This window comes from Marinospirillum sp. (assembly GCF_014859565.1).
Map to the genome: position 1 here is coordinate 1 of NZ_JACUUA010000064.1, position 17,080 is coordinate 17,080.

The 17,080-nt window shown below is 53.5% G+C and carries 15 protein-coding genes and 1 riboswitch; of the genes, 6 read left to right on the forward strand and 9 right to left on the reverse strand.

Translation table 11 applies throughout. The features are described from left to right. On the reverse strand, positions 1–585 hold a 585-nt coding region (locus IBX50_RS09885; protein ID WP_292255482.1), incomplete at its 3' end, for a sensor domain-containing diguanylate cyclase. Between the two features lie 172 nt (positions 586–757). On the opposite strand from IBX50_RS09885, the gene ahpC reads away from it, so the two are divergent. The 4 genes from ahpC to IBX50_RS09905 all read left to right on the forward strand — a co-directional run bounded on the left by ahpC (position 758) and on the right by IBX50_RS09905 (position 5,706). Continuing rightward, positions 758–1,321, forward strand: coding sequence for an alkyl hydroperoxide reductase subunit C (gene ahpC, locus IBX50_RS09890; RefSeq protein WP_292255483.1), 564 nt, complete (start codon positions 758–760; stop codon positions 1,319–1,321). A gap of 35 nt (positions 1,322–1,356) precedes the next feature. Next, on the forward strand, positions 1,357–2,934 hold the full coding sequence (gene ahpF, locus IBX50_RS09895; RefSeq protein ID WP_292255484.1) for an alkyl hydroperoxide reductase subunit F: 1,578 nt from the start codon (positions 1,357–1,359) through the stop codon (positions 2,932–2,934). 119 nt (positions 2,935–3,053) lie between these two features. Continuing rightward, complete coding sequence (locus tag IBX50_RS09900; protein ID WP_292255485.1) at positions 3,054–4,250, forward strand: multidrug effflux MFS transporter; 1,197 nt, start codon at positions 3,054–3,056, stop codon at positions 4,248–4,250. A 115-nt stretch (positions 4,251–4,365) separates the two neighbouring features. Continuing rightward, the gene (locus IBX50_RS09905) at positions 4,366–5,706 is read left to right on the forward strand and encodes an AAA family ATPase (protein ID WP_292255486.1); all 1,341 of its coding nucleotides are present in this window, start codon (positions 4,366–4,368) and stop codon (positions 5,704–5,706) included. A gap of 33 nt (positions 5,707–5,739) precedes the next feature. Here the strand turns inward: IBX50_RS09905 and uca are convergent, their stop codons facing one another. The 7 genes from uca to IBX50_RS09940 all read right to left on the reverse strand — a co-directional run bounded on the left by uca (position 5,740) and on the right by IBX50_RS09940 (position 14,957). Beyond that, positions 5,740–9,339 (reverse strand): urea carboxylase, encoded by a 3,600-nt coding sequence (gene uca / locus IBX50_RS09910; protein WP_292255501.1) that lies wholly within the window; start codon positions 9,337–9,339, stop codon positions 5,740–5,742. Positions 9,340–9,547: 208 nt separating this feature from the next. Then, positions 9,548–10,189: an urea amidolyase associated protein UAAP2 gene (locus IBX50_RS09915; protein ID WP_292255487.1), complete on the reverse strand. Its 642-nt coding sequence runs from the start codon at positions 10,187–10,189 to the stop codon at positions 9,548–9,550. Positions 10,190–10,199: 10 nt separating this feature from the next. Next, positions 10,200–10,919, reverse strand: coding sequence for an urea amidolyase associated protein UAAP1 (locus IBX50_RS09920; RefSeq protein ID WP_292255488.1), 720 nt, complete (start codon positions 10,917–10,919; stop codon positions 10,200–10,202). Further along, on the reverse strand, positions 10,903–11,682 hold the full coding sequence (locus IBX50_RS09925; protein ID WP_292255489.1) for an ABC transporter ATP-binding protein: 780 nt from the start codon (positions 11,680–11,682) through the stop codon (positions 10,903–10,905). The genes IBX50_RS09920 and IBX50_RS09925 overlap by 17 nt, the downstream gene beginning before the upstream one ends. After that, entirely contained in the window at positions 11,682–12,500 is an 819-nt protein-coding gene (locus IBX50_RS09930) for an ABC transporter permease (RefSeq protein ID WP_292255491.1), read from the reverse strand. The genes IBX50_RS09925 and IBX50_RS09930 overlap by 1 nt, the downstream gene beginning before the upstream one ends. Further along, complete coding sequence (locus IBX50_RS09935) at positions 12,500–13,570, reverse strand: putative urea ABC transporter substrate-binding protein (RefSeq protein ID WP_292255493.1); 1,071 nt, start codon at positions 13,568–13,570, stop codon at positions 12,500–12,502. Before IBX50_RS09935 ends, IBX50_RS09930 begins: the two co-directional genes overlap by 1 nt. Positions 13,571–13,627: 57 nt before the next feature. Continuing rightward, positions 13,628–13,765, reverse strand: a riboswitch (guanidine-I (ykkC/yxkD leader). A 262-nt stretch (positions 13,766–14,027) separates the two neighbouring features. Beyond that, entirely contained in the window at positions 14,028–14,957 is a 930-nt protein-coding gene (locus tag IBX50_RS09940; RefSeq protein WP_292255495.1) for a ZIP family metal transporter, read from the reverse strand. 275 nt (positions 14,958–15,232) lie between these two features. Between IBX50_RS09940 and IBX50_RS09945 the strand changes: the two genes are divergently transcribed. Then, the gene (locus IBX50_RS09945) at positions 15,233–15,562 is read left to right on the forward strand and encodes an AzlD domain-containing protein (protein WP_292255497.1); all 330 of its coding nucleotides are present in this window, start codon (positions 15,233–15,235) and stop codon (positions 15,560–15,562) included. 151 nt (positions 15,563–15,713) lie between these two features. After that, positions 15,714–16,877: a Fic family protein gene (locus tag IBX50_RS09950; RefSeq protein WP_292255499.1), complete on the forward strand. Its 1,164-nt coding sequence runs from the start codon at positions 15,714–15,716 to the stop codon at positions 16,875–16,877. A gap of 70 nt (positions 16,878–16,947) precedes the next feature. Here IBX50_RS09950 and IBX50_RS09955 read toward each other — a convergent pair. Continuing rightward, the coding region (locus IBX50_RS09955; protein ID WP_292255503.1) for a DUF1732 domain-containing protein at positions 16,948–17,080 on the reverse strand (133 nt) is incomplete at its 5' end.

Consider the following 17,080-nt stretch of genomic DNA (forward strand, 5'->3'; position numbering starts at 1 on the left):
ATGACCATGCAGGTCATTAATCTGTTTAAAGTGATCCAGATCGAACATCACCAGACTGACCGGGGTGGCATTACGTTGTGCCAGATGCAGGGTTTGTTTGCCCAGATTAAAAAAGGCACGGCGATTATTCAGGCTGGTCAGCGCATCGGTGTCGGCCAGTATTTCTGCTTCGCGGCGGGCAACTTCCAACTCCTGTTCCATGTGTTTACGATCGGTAATGTCAGTGGCAATCTCAATTCGCACCAGCCGACCATCCAACCACTCCACTGCCTGATCCCGACACTGATACCAGTGTTCATTGGCGGTATTCTGAAACTCCCATACCAACACACCGGTCGGTTTGCCTTCTTCATCCAGTAAACGATGGTTGGTGCAGAAGGCACAAGGGCCGGTCTGATCAGCTTGCAGCACCTGCCAGCATTTACGTCCGTTGGCTTCACCCCATTGGTTGCGTCCATATTCATTCATGAACAGCAACTCGTGAGTATCCATATCTGCAACGTACACCAGCGCATCTAGGCTATCCAGAATCCGACTGATGGCCTGCTGGTTGTTGTTCTGTGTGGAGTGTTGATCCTTGTGCATGGGCACCTCGTTTGTCTCTTTGGCCTGATATTAACATCAACACAGAAGGTGCTGATAGCCGAAGCCAATCATCACGTTAAATCTAATCAATTTCCATGATTTGATAGCTAAAGATAATATGACTCCTGTGTTCAAGAACTGACTAATTTTTTACCAATCAGGAGAATAACTCATGGGTATTGTTAACACTGAAATCAAACCTTTTGCTGCAACCGCATTCAAGCAAGGCAAGTTTGTTGAAATCACCGAAGCCGATGTTAAAGGAAAGTGGGCAGTATTTTTCTTCTACCCAGCCGACTTCACTTTTGTTTGCCCGACCGAGCTGGGCGACGTAGCAGATAAGTATGCCGAACTGCAGAAGCTGGGCGTGGAAGTTTTCTCTGTATCCACCGACACCCACTTCACCCACAAAGCCTGGCACGATGCTTCTGAAACCATCGGCAAGATCAACTACTACATGGTTGGTGACCAGACCGGCAACATCACCAACAACTTTGGTGTGATGCGTGAAGGTCAGGGTCTGGCAGATCGTGCCACTTTTATTATCGACCCACAGGGTGTGATTCAGGCGGTTGAAATCACTGCTGAAGGCATTGGCCGTGATGCAGACGACCTGATGCGCAAAATTAAGGCTGCTCAGTACGTTGCCTCTCACCCAGGTGAAGTCTGCCCAGCCAAGTGGAAAGAAGGTGAAGCAACTCTGAAACCTTCTCTGGATCTGGTAGGCAAGATCTAAGTAAACCCCAAGTTAATGATCAAAGGACACACATCATGTTGGACGACTCCCTGAAACAACAGCTGGACGCCTACTTGCAATACATCGTGAATCCGATTGAGCTGTGTGTGTCCGCTGATGACCAAGCCAAGTCCCAGGAATTGCTGGAACTGGCGACCGAACTTGCTGCAATGTCTGGCAAGATCAGCCTTAAACAAGTGGCTGCTGAACGCACGCCCAGTATGGCTATAGGCCCTGTCGGTGAAACACCGCGTGTCAGTTTTGCAGGCATTCCGATGGGTCACGAATTCACTTCACTGGTACTGGCACTGCTGCAGGCCGGTGGTCATCCTTCCAAGGCTGACCCCGAAGTCCTGGAGCAGATCCGTAATCTGCCAGGTGAATTCCATTTTACAACTTACATTTCGCTGTCCTGCCAGAACTGCCCGGACGTGGTACAGGCGCTGAACCTGATGGCAACCCTGAACCCCGGCATCACTCACGTGATGGTGGATGGCGCACTGTTCCAGCAGGAAGTGGAAGAAAAACAGATTATGGCCGTGCCCTCGGTTTACCTGAACGGTGAACCCTTCGGCCAGGGCCGCATGACACTGAATGAAATTGTCAGCAAGCTGGATACCGGTGCCGCCAAACGCAAGGCAGCCGCCCTGAATGACAAGGCACCCTATGAAGTGCTGGTGATCGGTGGTGGTCCTGCGGGTGCTTCTGCAGCCATCTATGCGGCTCGCAAAGGCATTCGCACCGGTGTGGTGGCTGAGCGTTTTGGTGGTCAGGTGATGGATACCGTAGGCATCGAGAACTTCATTTCCGTGCCCTACACCGAAGGCCCGAAACTGGTGGCCAGCCTAGAACAGCACGTGAAGGAATATGAAGTGGACCTGATCACCGAGCAGAAAGCCGCAGCGGTGAAAAAAGGCGATTACATCGAAGTCACGCTGGAAAGTGGCGCCACCCTGAAGAGCCGCAGTGTGATTCTGGCCACCGGTGCCCGCTGGCGTGAAATGAATGTACCGGGTGAAAAAGAATACCGTGGCAAGGGTGTGGCCTACTGCCCCCACTGTGATGGCCCGCTGTTCAAAGGCAAGCGTGTGGCAGTGATTGGTGGTGGTAACTCCGGTATTGAGGCCGCGATAGATCTGGCAGGTATTGTTGAACACGTCACCGTACTGGAGTTTTCCGACACCCTGCGTGCTGATGCGGTGCTGGTGCGCAAAGCAGAATCCATGGGCAACATCCGTATCATCAAACAAGCCATGACCACCGAGGTATTGGGTGATGGCAACAAGGTGATTGGCTTGAAGTATCAGGATCGCAAGCTGGATGAAACTCATGTGCTGGATGTGGCCGGTATCTTTGTGCAGATCGGCCTGGTGCCCAACAGTGAGTTCCTGCGCGATGCCCTGGAGCTGACTGAGCGCGGTGAAATTGTGGTGGATAGCCACGGCCGCACCTCCATGGCGGGTGTGTTTGCTGCCGGGGATGTCACCAACACACCTTACAAACAGATCATCATTTCCATGGGTTCCGGCGCAACTGCAGCGCTGGGTGCCTTTGATCACCTGATTCGAACCCCGGTTCCGGTGGTAGCAGCTGCTGAGGTCGAACCCGCCTGAAGTTGAATATTTTTGTTGTGTTGTTGCAGTCATAGCTGTGCTTTTTACCGCTCCTTCGGGGGCGGTTTTTTATTGTTAAATCAGCTAGACTAGCAAGTCCACCTATTAGGGCGCGTAAGATGAAGATTCCTGCAGCATCCTTCCACAGCCTGACCTGGATGCTGGCCGGGCTGGTTTCCATCGGCCCGCTGGCGATTGATGCCTACCTGCCAGCCATGCCACAAATTGCCACCAGTCTGGATACCTCAATTCACCATGTGGAGCTGACGCTGAGTGTGTTTCTGGTCGGTTTTGCACTGGGGCAGTTATTCGGTGGACCCTTTTCTGACCAGTACGGTCGTCGCCTGACCATCCTGTCCGGACTGGGGATTTTTGCGCTGGGCAGCCTGCTGGCCGCGCTCACACCTTCCATTGAAGTCTTGTGGCTGGCGCGGGTGTTACAAGCCTTCGGGGGCGGTATTGGGGTAGTCAATACCATGGCGGTGGTGCGAGATCTGTATAGTGGCCGGGACAGTGCCCGTGCCTTGTCGCGCATTGTGTCGATCATGCTGGCGGCACCCCTGCTGGCTCCTTTTATCGGCAGTGGCATTCTGCTGTTCAGCAACTGGCGGGGGATTTTTGCTGCCCTGATGCTTTATGCCCTGGCCTTGTTACTGGTGCTGCTGCGTACCTTGCCGGAAACCCGTCAGGCGGCTGTGCAGGTTTCCATGAACCCGTTGCGGCGTTACTGGTCAGTGATCCGTCATCGCCCCACTCTTGGTTTCTTGAGTGCCACCGCTTTCAGTCATGCCGGTATGTTTGCTTTTATCACCGGCTCTGCGCTGGTGTACATGGAATACTACGGTGTCAGTGTGCAGCTGTTTCCGGTTTTATTTGGTATGAATATCCTGACACTGGTGGTCTGTAACCGACTGAATGTGTATTTCCTCAACCGTACCTCACCCCTGCGATTGTTAAAAATCGGCCAGACAATCCAACTGATATTTGGTGCCTCTCTGCTGTTGGCTTTCTTACTGTTTGAACTGCCGCTCTGGGTGGTGGTGGTGCTGATCATGCTCTTTATGGGACAGCATGGTTTTATCATGGCCAACGGCATTTCCAGCGCAGTGGATTATTTCCCGCAGAGTGCTGCCACTGCCAGCGCCGTGATCACCGCTACCGGATTTATGGTGGGTGCTGCCAGCGGCACACTGGTCGGCCTGCTGGGTGATGGCTCACCCATCCCGATGCTGGCAGTGATGGCCGCCTGCCCAATGCTTGGCATCCTGCTGCGCACCCTGCTGCACCGAGATTTACAAATCTCACCTGAGCAGTGAACTTCCAAAACGGTAGCGCACCACTTTTACGCGCATAAAAGTGTGAATACTTGCATTTTTATGCGCCATAAAGTGTAATTATCGGTGACTTGCCTAGCCCCACCGAGGATCTTGCATGCAGCGGTTACTTCTTGAACAATTACTGGCATGGAAAAACAAACCAACACGAAAACCGCTGTTGATCGATGGCGCTCGCCAGACTGGAAAAACTTACCTGCTGCAGACCCTGCTCGGCCAGCAATTCCAACAGGTATTACGCATTGATTTTCTGGAATCACCAGACATGGCTGCTGCCTTTGAAGGCTCGCTGACTCCAGAAGATGTGATCAAAAACCTTGAGCTACTGACTGGCCAACCATTCAACCCAGACAAAGACCTGCTGATTCTGGATGAAATTGGTGAGTCACCGCGAGCAGTCACTGCCTTGAAGTATTTCGCTGAAAAAGCCCCCCAGATGTATGTTGCAGCCAGTGGCTCCAATATTGGCCTGTTGAACACCTTTCCTGTTGGCAAGGTTGAACAGCACAATCTGCGCCCACTTACTTTTCGCGAGTTTCTTATTGCATCAGGTGACAAACCACTGTTTCAGGCTTTTGACTCCCAGATGAATTCTGCTGCGGCCCACAACAAGCTGTTCGACAAGCTCACAGATTATTATTTCACCGGCGGTATGCCTGAAGCTGTTCACACCTGGTTTGAACTGGAAAAAAACAGCATCCTTGAGCGCATACAAGCTGTCTCGGATATCCATACCAACCTGGTTTCAGGTTATATGCGGGATTTTGGAAAATATGCCGGCAAGGTGGATGCGACTCTGATTGAGGCCGTGTTTCGTAACATACCATCACAGCTGTCAAGTGTTATGGATGAGTCCGTGAAACGCTTCAAGTTCAAAGAGGTGCATGAGCGCAAATCACGTTATGGTGAGTTTGAAAGTGCCATCAGCTGGCTGGAAAAATGCCGTTTGATTCTGAAAAACCACCCCCTTTCAGGCACACCCCGCAGCCCACTGGCAGCCTACCGCAAAGACAACCTGGTCAAGCTTTTCCTGTTTGATGTTGGACTGCTCAACCACATGCTTGGCGTCAGTTATCGGGAAATCAAACAGCAGGGTTACGAATACAAGGGTTATATTGCTGAAAACTTTGTCCAGCAGGAGTTTGCCGCCCAGGGTATGGATACGACTTACTCATGGAATGATGCCAGAGCAGAAATTGAATTCATTGCCGCAGACGATCAGGGCCGGGTTGTTCCGATCGAAGTAAAAAGTGGCAAACGTACCCGCGCTAAATCACTTCTGTCTTACATCAGCAAGTGTACTCCCCACAAAAGCATCAAGCTCACTGGCACACAAGGCTCCTCCTTGCTTGAACAGCAACCCCATGTGATGCCGCTGTATTACAGTGAATACGTCATCAGCAAGCATCTGAAAACTGCACCGGACTTTGGTGACTGATCCGGTGCAGTGATTTTCAGAAAAGGCGCGCCATCAGGTTTCGGTTGCTGACATGACCACCAGCGGTTGTCCGGCGGTGACTCGCCCACCGGCATTCACCAGCAATTGTTCCACCACACCGGGAGCGCTTGCCAGCACCGGGATTTCCATTTTCATGGATTCCAGCACCAGCAGGGTCTGACCGGCTTGCACCGAATCACCAACTGCCACCTGCAACTGCCAGACACTGCCGGATACCGGGCTGTCGGCCAACAGGCTGCCTTCCGGCCAGTCCAGTTGCTGTTCAGTCTGTTCTGCTTCTTCGTGGGTGAAGTTGAACTGGCCACTGGTATGCCAGTGCGCCAGCTCTGTTTCAAAGGCAACTTCACGCTGCTGCACAAACTGTTGAATATCCGCCTGTTCAGTTTCCAGAAAAGTTTCGTATTCGGCCAGACTGAAATGCCCCTCTTCGATCTTTAATGAATAGTCACCCAGGGGAAAATCCCGGCGAATCTGCTGCAGCTCTTCAGCCGACACTTCATAAAAACGTATCTGGTCAAAAAAGCGCAGCAACCAGGGGCGCGTGAATTCACGGGTGGTGCGTTCACGGTTCCACATCTGCAGGGTGCGACCGACAAACTGGTAACCACCGGGGCCTTCCATGCCGTACACACAGAGGTAAGAACCACCAATGCCCACCGAATTTTCCGCCGTCCAGGTGCGAGCTGGATTGTACTTGGTGGTTACCAGTCGGTGGCGAGGGTCCAGCGGAGTTGCCAAGGGTGCACCCAGGTACACATCACCCAGCCCCATCACCAGATAGGCCGCCTCAAAAACGATGCGCTTCACTTCATCCAGGCTATCCAGCCCGTTAATGCGGCGAATGAATTCCAGATTGCTGGGGCACCAGGGCGCATCCTTACGCACCGATTGCATGTATTTTCTGATCGCCAGCTGACAGGCTTCATCATCCCAGGACAAGGGCAACCAGACGGTACGTGATGGCACCGTCAGCTGGTTAAGCTGACGCGCCAGTTGCTGCTCCGCACTGCGCAGGTGTTTTAATAACTGCCGGTGACTCAGCTGCTGGCTGTCAAAGTGCAACTGCAATGAACGCACCCCCGGCGTAAGCTCTTTTAATCCCGGCAGTGGATGCTGCTGTAACCACTGCATCAAGGCATGGGCGCGAAAACGCAGGCGCAGATCCAGCTGTTGTTTACCGTATTCAACCAGCAGGAAATGATCACCGGCAGCACGTATCAGGATGTCATCACCAAATTCCGATGCCGGCAGGTGTTCCAGAATCGGGCTGGTCGGCAGCACTGGTTGCCAGTCACAAGGTACACTTTGCAGGTGTTGCAGGGACTGCTGCTGAGCCGCTTCCAGCGCCACGGCAGTATCCAGGCTGACCGGCACAAAACGGATACGGTCACCGGCTCGCAACTGGCCCAGTTTCCATAGATCAGCAGTGATCACCGTGGCCGGACAGACAAAACCACCCAATGATGGGCCATCCGGCCCCAGAATCACTGGCATGTCACCGGTAAAATCCACCGTGCCGAAGGCATAAGCATTGTCATGGATGTTGGAGGGGTGCATACCCGCTTCACCACCATCCCGTCTTGCCCAGTCGGGTTTTGGACCAATCAGCCGGATGCCGGTACGACTGGAGTTGTAATGCACCTCCCAGTTGGCAGCAAAAAAGCTCTGGATATCCTGCCCGGTGAAATAATCCGGCGCGCCGTGTGGGCCATAAATCACCCGCAATTGCCAATGACTGGAAATTTCCGGCAAGAGCGCGGCATCCAGCGGCTGAGGCTGTACCGGAGGCGTATTGGCAGTCAGTTGCAATACATCACCGCTGCGCAGGGCGCGGCCATTGTGACCCCCAAACTGACCCAGCGTGAAGGTGCTGGTGGAGCCCAGATAACCCGGACACTGAATGCCACCACGCACACAAAGATAAGCCCTGGTACCCTGTTGAATGCGCCCGATCTGCAACTTATCCCCCGGCTGAATCAACAGCACCTGCCAGTGGCTTACTGCCACCCCATTCAGCAAGACTTCTGCCGGGGCACCGGCCAATAACACCTGGGTGGCACAACTGAATTCCAGCAGCGGGCCTTGCAGGGTGATTTCCAATGCTGTGGCACCTTCGGCATTTCCCAACAGTCGATTGCCCAGCCGGAAGGAGTAACTGTCAAACGGGCCAGAGGGTGGCACCCCCACATCCCAATGCCCCTGACGTCCTGGCCAATCCTGCAGGGTGGTCTGGGTACCGGGTTGTAACACATCAATGCGCGCCGGCTGGTAACGGAAGTGGTTCAGGTAGGCGGTGGTGACCTGCCCGGCCTGCAATACCGGATCAACACACAAGGCCTGCAGGTAATCCAGATTGGTCTGGGTGCCGTAGAGTTGAATCTGTTGCAGGGCTGACTGGAGCTGCTGCAGTGCAGCGGCACGATCAGCGCCATGTACAATCACCTTGGCCAGCATCGGGTCAAACAGGGCCGGTACTTCAATGCCCGTTTCAATCCAGTGATCAATGCGTACCCCTGGCAACTCCGGCAGCAGCACCTGACTCAACAGGCCGGGACTGGGTTGAAAGTTGCGCCAGGGATCTTCGGCATAAATCCGCACCTGTATAGCATGACCTTGCGGTTGCAGTGCCTGCCTCTGCTGTTGCAGATCCAGAGGCTCAGCGGCAGCCAGTTGCAGCATCCACGCCACCAGATCAATACCAAAAACTTCTTCAGTAACGCCGTGCTCCACCTGCAGACGGGTATTCACTTCCAGAAAATAAAAGTCATCCCGGTCAGCGTCATAAATAAACTCCACCGTACCGGCATTACGATAATTCACCGATGCCAGCAGACGTTCAGCCGTGACATGGAGTTGCTGTTGTTGTGCATCACTCAGGCCGGGTGCCGGACACTCTTCAACCACCTTCTGGTTGCGCCGCTGGCTGGAGCAATCCCGTTCACCCAGCGCCAGCGCTTGCCCCCGACCATCACCAAACACCTGTACTTCAATATGACGGGCGCGCGCCACAAACTTTTCCAGAAACACCCCGTCATCAGCAAAGTTGTTGCTGCCTAGGCGTTTGACCCGCTCAAAACCTTCACGCAGGGCGGCTTCATCAGCACACACCTGCATACCAATACCACCACCCCCAGCAGTGCTTTTTAGCATCACCGGATAACCAATACCGACTGCCACCTGACAGGCAGACTCCAGATCTTTCAGTAGATCCGAACCCGGCAACAGTGGCACTCCTGCCTTCTGCGCCAGCTCACGCGCACGGTGTTTAAGGCCAAACATCTCCATTTGTTCTGCTGTCGGGCCGATAAATACCAACCCGGCCGCTTCACAACGCCTTACAAATTCAGGTTTTTCACTGAGAAAACCATAACCGGGATGGATGGCTTCAGCACCGGACTGACGGGCAATGTCCAGCAGCAGATCCATGTTCAGGTAGGTTTCAGCCGCCGAGCCATCACCCAGCGGCCAGGCTTCATCCGCCAGTTGCACATGCAGGCTGCGGGCATCACTGGCGTGGTACACCACCACCGAGGTGATGCCGAGTTTTTTCAGGGTGCGCAACAAACGCACAGCAATGGCACCCCGATTGGCAATCAGAACTTTGGAAAACATCATCAATCCTAGCGGGTCGTCCCGGAGAAGATACGACAGTGGTCGTCCACTGAAGTCTTGGCGGCCTTCACGACTGCGCTTGATCATACTGCGTTGAAATCGCCCTCAAAATACTCATTTACTGCGTGTAAACTGCGTTTTTTCGGTCAATTTTGCCTTGTCTGATCTGCGCTCGTTACGTGAGTCTTTACTGGGTATAGCGATTGTATTAACTACTCCAGATGAGTAATTCAACTGGTGTCGGGTTATACCCATTACACGGATTATTGAGCTGCGGGCAGTTGGACAGCAGCACAATCAGGTCCATGCAGGCGGTCATTTCCACATACTTGCCGGGAGCGGAGATGCCATCAGCAAAGCTCAGGCCGCCGTCAGGGGTCACTGGTACGTTCATGAAGAAGTTGATGTTGTGGCCGATGTCCCGTTTGGTCAGACCGTATTCGGGGTGTTCACCAATGGCGAGCATCCAGCTGTCACGACAGGCATGCATGCAGCGTTTTTCCAGGTCATAACGCACGGTGTTGCTTTCGGTGGCGCAGGCACCGCCGAGGGTGTCATGGCGACCACAGGTGTCAGCCACAATCTCCAGCATCACCCGTTGTTCGTTGGACATCAGGCGGCTGCCGGTGGTGAGGTATACCTGCCCCTGAGCACTCAGGGTGTCACTCATGCTGTAGCGTTCTGCCGGGTTGTCAGCGTTATAGAACAGGGTATCTGCTGCCTGATTACCTTCCAGATCCAGAATGCGCAGGGTCTGGCCCTTGTTCAGTCGCCCGATGTAATAATCACCGGAATCAACCACGGTTCGAAAACTGGCCTGCTCCGGCAGGCGATCACTGGTTTTCAGCATCTTGTCCTCCTCAGCGTCCCAGGTAATAGAGTGCGTTGTTCTGGAAGCCGCGCTGGTTTTCCGGACGGAAATTGCGGCAGTAGTCATCTTCACTGACTGGCTCGGCCAGTCCCAGCTCCACCTGCACCGGTGCATCCGGGTAATCTGCAGCAGTATTCAGTGGATGCGGGCAGGCATGCAGCAGCACCAGGGTGTCCATTTCAAACCTTAAGGTCACCTGACGCCCCGGTCTTGTTTCACTGGCATCCAGTTGCAGTTGACCGGCTTCATCCGCCACCACCTTGCTGAACAGGTTCAGGTTGGCAGCCAGATCCGCCAGCCCCAGACCGTATTTTTCCAGCTCAACCAGGAAGGCATCCTGACCGTTCTGATACCAGGCATTGCGCTGGTGCTGGTAATCCCGTTTGCCCCAGCGCTCGGCCACACTTCGGGCATTGCTGTTGCCACAAACCGTGTCGTGCCAGCCACTGTCATCCTGCACAATGGAGCAAAAAATCCGACCCATATCGGAATACAGGCAGTGGCCAAGCGTCAGCCGAAAAGTGTGTTGGCATTTCAGAGTGTCCGGTGCGTTGTAACGTTCCAGCAGGTTTTCCGGGTTATAAAACAACAAACCGGCATTGGCACCGCCTTTCAGGTCGGTCAGCCGCAGCACCGTGCCGCGTGCCATGCGCAGTGACCAGTGGCCACCGGTTGGCAACTGGGTGGTGTATTCAATTCGGGAAATCATGTTGTGACTCCTTAAGGTTCGCCTGCAGGACTTTCAGGGTCTGCTGATCCGTCTTACCCACCGGCAAATCGTAGGTAATGCCTGAACCATAGGCATCCGGTGCCTGAGGATCGTGGCGCAGCTTGTCAAACACCCACAGGCGGGTACCGAGATAAAAACCTTCTTTGAGGTCATGGGTGACCATGAATACGGTCAACTGATGGCTCTGCCAGAGTTCCAACACCAGTTGATGCATGTCGGCACGGATGCCGGGGTCCAGTGCACCAAAGGGTTCATCGAGCAGCAGGATGCGGGGTTTGGCCAGCAGTGCCTGAGCTATTGCCAGGCGTTGACGCATACCACCGGAAAGCTGGTGTGGATAAAGTTTCAGGGCATTCCCCAACCCCACCTTGTTCAGCAGCTCCATTGCCGCTTCCTGCGCTTCACGCCATGCCTGCCCAAAGAGATAACCGGTCAGACCACGACGGGCAAAAGCACGGGCCGCCATCACGTTGTCCAGCACTGTCATGTGCGGGAACACGGAATACTGCTGAAACACGATGCCGCGATCCGAGTCCGGTTCATCCCGTACTGGTTTACCATCCAGTAGCAGCTGCCCGCTGCTGGCGGTTTCTGTACCCAGCAGCAGTTTCAGAAAAGTGCTCTTGCCACAGCCGGAAGTGCCCACAAGGGTGACAAACTCCCCCTCCTGCACCTTCACGTTGATACGCTCCAGCACCACTTTATCGTCGTAACGTTTCCAGAGATTACGAGCCTCAATCATCACACACCTCCCTTGCCATGCCAGGGGAACAGGCGGCGACTACACCAAGCCAGCAGCTGATCCAGTACAAAAGCCAGCAGCGTGATCCAAGCGACATAAGGAATAATCACATCCATCGACATATAACGACGCACCAGAAAAATGCGATAACCCAGTCCATCGGTGGAGGCAATGGCTTCTGCTGCAATCAGGAACAGCCAACCGGCACCCAGCGACAGGCGCACGGCATCCAGCAGGCGTGGCATCAGTTGCGGCAGCAGCACCCGAACCATCACCTGAGCGGTGCTGGCACCTAGTGTCTGTGCCTTGATCAGTTGCTCCACCGGGATTTCCTGTGCCCGGCGTTGAATGTCCCGGGCAATAAACGGGGTGATGCCAATGGCAATCAAGGCCACCTTGGACAGCTCACCCAGCCCGAACACAATAAACAGCACCGGCAACAGCGCCAGCGGCGGGATTAATGAAAGGATGGTCAGCAGTGGTGAAAAACCGGCACCAAACAGTGGCAGGGCTCCGGTCAATAACCCGACCAGCAACCCCAGTGATGCCGCAATCAACACACCCAGCAGCAGGCGTTGCAAACTGCTGAAGGTATCCACCCAGAAGATGTAATCTCCAGTGCGCTGATTGGGTTCCAGCGCCATACGGCTGATGGCATCACCCATTTGTGCCAGTGAAGGCAACAGCTTGTCATCCGGGTTGGCAGTCAGCCGTAGGTCTGATGCCACTAGGTACACCAGCAACAGAAGCAGCAAAGGTGCCAGACCCAGCAACACACGAGTGAAGCGCGAGGGCTGTAGGTTCAGCAGGCGTTTCATCAGAGGCTACCGTCAGCGGCCATCTGCATGAAGTCAGCGGTGAAGCGCAAGCGCACGTTGTTGCTGTTGCCGACAACACCAGCGGGTGCTTCCACACCGATAAAACCAGCATCCGATGCGCCATCACCCAACAGGCCATGTTCAAAAGAGAAAGCAGCTACTTTTTGCATGGTGGCCGGTAGCTGTCCACTGCGGGTAAACGTCACGGCAGCCGCTGGGTCGTAGAACATTTCGGTGCTGGCCAGTTGTAGCTCGTAACCAGCCAGATCAGTGCCGGATGCTTCTGCCATGTGGCTGCGGGCTGCATTTGCTGTTGTTGCACCCTGCTGCATACGGCTCATGGTTTCATACCAAGCACCGGTCAGTGCTTTACCCAGTTCTGGATAAGCCTTGAGGGTTTCAGTATTCAGCACCAACAGGTCAATGATTTCACCGGGGATTTTTGAGGAATCAAACACCAGATGGGTGTTTGGAGCGGACAGAATTTCGTTCAGCAACGGGTTCCAAGTGGTTACAGCAGTCACCGAACGGGTTGCCGCCACAGCCACTAGGTCAGCATCCGAGGTGTTCACCACCCGTACATCCCGTTCTGTCATACCGGCACTTTCCAGCGCCCGCGCCAGCAGGTAGTGGGATACACTCAGTTCCACCAGATTAACGCGCTGACCCCGTATGTCACTCAGGTTGCGTTTACCTTTTAACACCACACCATCATTACCGTTGGAAAAATCACCAACAATCAGCGCAGTGGAATCCACACCTCCAGCAGCCGGAATGGTCAGGGCATCCATGTTGGTCATGGTGCAGCCGTCAAACTCACCCACGGTGTACTGGTTGATGGATTCGATGTAATCGTTGATCTGCACCACATCAATGGTGATGCCGTACTTGTCAGCCCATTTCTGCACAATACCTTCATCAGCAGCATAACCCCAGGGCATCCAGCCGACATAAATCGACCAGCAGATGCTGAAATCAGTGCGTTTAGTGTCGGCTCTGGCCAGTGTTGGAGCGGAAATCAGGGCGACACTGAGACTCAGTGCCAGCAAAGAAGAAGTCAGTCGCTTCATGTTAAATCCCCATCGGGTTGTCACAGGTTATCGGAGTATTCCTGGCTAATGCCAGTGATCTCCCGGGCTTTTATCCCGCCGTGTGACCTTCCGCTGGGTGTTCAGTAACAAACATCGCTTGAAGGTTGAGTGCTCTCGGACCAGTCATTGCCCAGATAAATGACCCGGACAATCGGAACCCTAGCGCTCTATTTTTCAGTTTTCAGTCGTACAGCATGACCAGGAACACTGTGATGTTGCATCAGGTTCCAAGCAAGCAGTATGCCACTGCATATTTTTATTGGTAAAACATAAAGATACACTTTATAGCTGATTATCAACCAGCTGCAGATGGTGATAAACGCACCATAACAGCGCGAAAACAGACTGGCCGCGCACGGTTTCAGACCTGCGCTGTGATCTGTCTTGGCACCCTATTACCAGCTGGCAGGTAATCAATAAGCACCTGCTCACCCGCTCAACCCAGCAGGGTATCGAGCAGTAACATGGCAGCAAAACCGCCCATCAGCCCCAGCGTGGCGTAGGTCTGATTGCCGTTGCGGTGTGTTTCCGGGATCACTTCATGAGAAACCACAAATATCATGGCTCCGGCAGCCAACCCCAGACCTATCGGGTAGGCCAGTGCCAAACCACCGGAAATCCCGATACCCAGTAACGCACCCAACGGCTCCATCAATCCGGTTGCGGCTGCTACCAGTGCAGCATTCAAGGGTGTGAGATAAGCCGCTCTTAATGCCAGCGCCACAGCCAGACCTTCTGGAATATTCTGGAAGAAAATAGCTGCCGTCAGCGGTAGACCAACACTCAGGTCATTCGCCCCAAAACTGACACCAATGGCCATCCCTTCCGGCAGGTTATGCAGGGTGATGGCCAGTACAAACAGCCAGACCCGGCCAATACGCTGACAACCCGGTCCACAAGGGCCTTCATTTTCATGTTCATGGGGGGTAAAACGATCCAGCCCCAGCATCAGCATAACACCCAGAGCCAGCCCCAGTATCACAATCACAACGGCCAGAAACTCACTGCTGATCACACTACCGGCTGCATCCAGCGCGGGCAAGATCAATGAAAAACAGCTGGCGGCCAGCATCATTCCGGCAGCAAAACCCAGCAGAGTATCTTCTGTTCGTGCTTTTAATTTTTGCAGAAAAAGCGCCATAAAGGCGCCAATGGCCGTTGAAATAAATCCACCCAATCCGCCCAGCAAGGCATTGTTGTAGCGGGAATCCGTTGCCTGACCTATCTGGCTGATACTGCTTGCCAGCAGCAATATCAAAACAACCAGTATTGCCACTGCCATGCCTGTTGCAATAAGGCGGTGCTCACGAATTTCTCTGGATAACGCCTGACGAAAACTTTGCTGAAAGGCCTGATGGTCCGACATGGTGCCGTGCATCCTCAGTAATTCGGTTAGGGTTGCAGAGCTTATCACAGCCTCACTTTCTGGTAATATTTCCGCTTTTTTTCGGAGTTCGCTTGTTTCCATCCTCTGCCGGGCTGGCCGCCCTGAAAATATCCTTATTATGCTTGGTGGAAGTGTTTACGGATGAAACCTACTCCCTGCTGACCAGCCACCCTCGTTCCTGGTAGGTGCAGCACTGCTGTGGCAGTGCCCTTCACGCAAGCACCTTTATACCTCTTCACCTTCGGGGGCGTCGGATGATTCCTGACTCCTGGTATCTGGTGGCTTTTATACTGGTCACGGCTGTTGCCACGCTATTAACACGCTTATTGCCTTTTGTTTTTCTGGGGCGCTACAACAGCCACCCGCTGGTTCAGCATCTCGGGCGTTACCTGCCAGCAGGCATCATGGCATTGCTGGTGGCGATTTTTTTACTGCGCTCCGGCCACTGGGAAACACCCGTATTCGGGCTGGATGCACTGGCACCGGCACTGCTGGTCGTTATGCTGCACCTGTGGCTGGGTAACGCCTTATTATCCATGCTGGCAGGCACAGCGGCTTACATGCTGCTGCAACAGCTGATGTAAAGTTCAAAACCATACAGGGGCTTCTCGCATCTGAAAATTGTGTGGCTGCTGGTTTAAGTTAAATTATTCTCGCCCATTATTTTAGATTTAGGCTTAAAATAAAATATGACGAATGTTTATTTTAACTGAGTGAGCCAACAAAGAGGTGTCTATGGAGCGAGGAACAACAGGACGCTATGTCCCTAGCATCGCTGGCGGTGTGAACTGCCAGGCGTTTATCCCAGCCTCTTTGCCGCCAAACCCGGAATTACAGCTAGACAACAAATTACAAAGCCGCATCAATCAAGCCATGCTGGCTCTTGGTCGCTTGGATGCCATCAGCACCCTCTTGCCTGATTCGCGGCTGTTCTTGTATAGCTACGTACGCAAAGAAGCCGTGATGTCTTCGCAAATTGAAGGTACACAATCTTCCTTAAGCGATTTAATGCTCTACGAAATGGAGGGTGTGCCTGGCGTGCCAATGGATGATGTGCAGGAAGTGTCTTGCTACGTCAATGCATTGGAGCTGGGGGTACAGCGTATCAGAGAAGGCGATCCCATCACCTTTCGGCTACTGACAGAGCTGCATAAATCCCTCATGACCTCTGGTCGGGGCATCAGCAAAGGTCCGGGAGAGTTCCGTAAAAATCAAGTGTGGATTGGCGGTCATCGTGCAGATGAGGCCACGTTTGTGCCAACACCAGCCAATGAACTGGCTCAGTGCTGGTCTGAGCTGGAACGCTTCATAAACGATGTGCCTGAAGCCACCGACCCACTGATTAAAGCTGCTTTGGCTCATGTGCAGTTTGAAACCATTCACCCTTTTATGGACGGTAACGGCCGACTGGGGCGTTTACTCATCCCGCTCATCCTGGTCGAAGCCCGGATACTCAGTGAACCCTTGTTGTATTTATCCGTATTCTTCAAAAAACATCGCCAAGTCTACTACGACAAGCTACAGCAGGTTCGTTTAAGCGGGAACTGGGAAAGCTGGCTGCTGTTTTTTGTTGATGCCGTGGCTGACACTGCCAATCAGGCCGTGAAAACAGCACAACAACTGAACCAACTGCGCCAAACCCACCGTAGCCAGCTTGCCAGTCTTGGACGTATGGCGGCTTCCGCTCAGCAGGTTTTAGATGTGTTGTTTGAATACCCCATAGCAAATATCAACACCCTTGTGAAATACAGCGGCATCACGCCTGCCACAGCAGGCAAGGTGATGGATAAACTGGCACAGCCGGAGTTTGCGCTAGTGCGTGAGCTCACCGGACAAAAACGTAATCGCGTCTTTGCCTACAGCGCTTACATTGACATTCTGAATCAGGAACAAGCCTGACCAACAACAATAACGTTCAAAACTCTGGGGTCTGTGTGACGCGCTGTGTGATGACGGATAAGATCCAGGGTTATTCAATATTCTGGATCTGCTCTCTCATCTGTTCGATCAGGACTTTCAGATCCACTGAAACCTGGGTCATGTCCATACTCATGGCCTTGGAGCCGAGGGTGTTGGCTTCGCGGTTCATTTCCTGCATTAAA